Annotated in this window: 1 protein-coding gene; it reads left to right on the top strand. The window is 39.7% G+C overall.

The features are described from left to right. Positions 1 to 314: 314 nt before the first annotated feature. Complete coding sequence (locus B155_RS0112655; protein WP_018128623.1) at positions 315 to 1,481, top strand: FAD-dependent monooxygenase; 1,167 nt, start codon at positions 315 to 317, stop codon at positions 1,479 to 1,481. The last annotated feature ends 252 nt before the right edge of the window (positions 1,482 to 1,733 follow it).

The raw sequence follows: 1,733 nt of genomic DNA, 5'->3' as shown, positions 1-1,733 counted from the left end.
TCAAATGAACGCACTACCCAAAGCTAGTTCAAGGTTTGAGACCCTTCGCAACTGATAAAGTGGCCTTTGTAGTATTCATCAGCTCAGGGTGACAGTATTTTTTTTGTAACCATCTCTACCAACTGATAGACAGGATCTTTCTTAGGCCACTGAACCACAATCCCTTCCCCTTTTGTGTGGACAAAAGGGGAGCAAAAGCCACCGGCAGGAATTGTACTTAAGCTTGTGGGCAATAAAATTAATTCGTTACTTCGATAAAAACACAATTCTGCGCATTTGAGATAGTTGGCGGAGAATCATAACAAGGAGTCAATTTGCAGGTTGGGATTTTAGGTGGTGGAGTTGGAGGTTTAAGTACAGCGATTGCATTAAAACAAGCTGGTTTTGAGGTTTCTATCTATGAAAGACACTCAAAGCCTATAGAAATAGGAGCAGGTATTGTTTGTTGGCCAAACGCTTCTTTTGTACTAGAACAGCTTGGGGTGTTAGAGCAAGTGGCAAAGGTGTCAGGTTCATTAACCTATATGAATCGATTTTCTAATGATGGAGAACCTATTGGTTCACTAAATATAAATGAGCTTAATCGACTAATGAGATACCCAAGTTATTCCATTATTCGGAAAGACCTGATGAGTATTTTTATTCAAAGAGCCACTGAATTAGATATCAAGATACATTACGGTTTTGAAGTTGTTGATTTAACAAACAACACCTCCGAAACTATAGCTCATTTTAGCAATGGCGAAAAGCTTCAACCAGATATTATAATTGGAGCTGAAGGGCGTATGAAATCAATAACTAGAAAATTTGTCAATGGCAGTAACCAGCCCGTCTATCAAGGATTTATAAATTGGGTAGGTGTATATGAGTCCCGTTCTGCTGTTTTTTCAGAGCTTTCTGTATCTGACTATTGGGGTATTGGCGAGCGTTTCGGAATAGTTCCAGTGACTAATAACAAAGCTTATTGGGCTGGTGGAATTGTCTCTGAGACAATGGATGAAAAGCTCCCTAATCATTATAAATCAGAGCTACATGCGATATTTAAAGATTGGCCTGATCTGATTAATAATATCATCAAAGAAACCCCGCAGTCTCGGATCAATAAAATATATGTCCACGATCACGACCCTATTGATGTGTGGTGCAAAAGTAATGTCATTTTATTGGGTGATGCTGCACATGCTGCTTTACCTACATCGGGGCAAGGCGCTTGTCAGGCTCTAGAAGACGCATGGCATTTAACAAAATGCTTAAAAGAAAATATCGATGATATACCCAAGGCGTTTACACAGTTTACTGCATTGAGAAAATCAAAAACATCAGGGATGATACAAGGTGGCCGGCAATTGGCATCATCTATTTTTAATCAGGATGTAGAATATTGCAAAAATAGAAATCTAGCTAGCAAGAATACCAATTATCATGATACTGTTGTAGGTATGGCAAAAGGTTGGTCTAGTGGGTTACCGATTAGTGGGTAGTTGTTTGATCTCGTGCTCAACGTCATCCATCTTTAGATATCTTCCTCTGGTCGAAGTGACAAAGATAGAGATTCCAGCCTCTTTGTCACTTCGAGTGTATACGAGAAGTCTAGAGATCGAAAACAACGCTGCTATTTAACTTATATACCCAACCAACAAAGCTGTCATCCTGAGTAGGAAAGGCTGTGATGAGGCTGAAGGGTGCTAACACGAAGGATCTCAAATGAACGCACTACCCAAAGCTAGTTCAAG

The organism is Balneola vulgaris DSM 17893 (assembly GCF_000375465.1).
In the GTDB taxonomy this organism is placed as follows: domain Bacteria; phylum Bacteroidota; class Rhodothermia; order Balneolales; family Balneolaceae; genus Balneola; species Balneola vulgaris.
The sequence above is the reverse complement of the archived record's forward strand: the minus strand, read 5'-3'. Positions and strand labels throughout refer to the sequence as shown.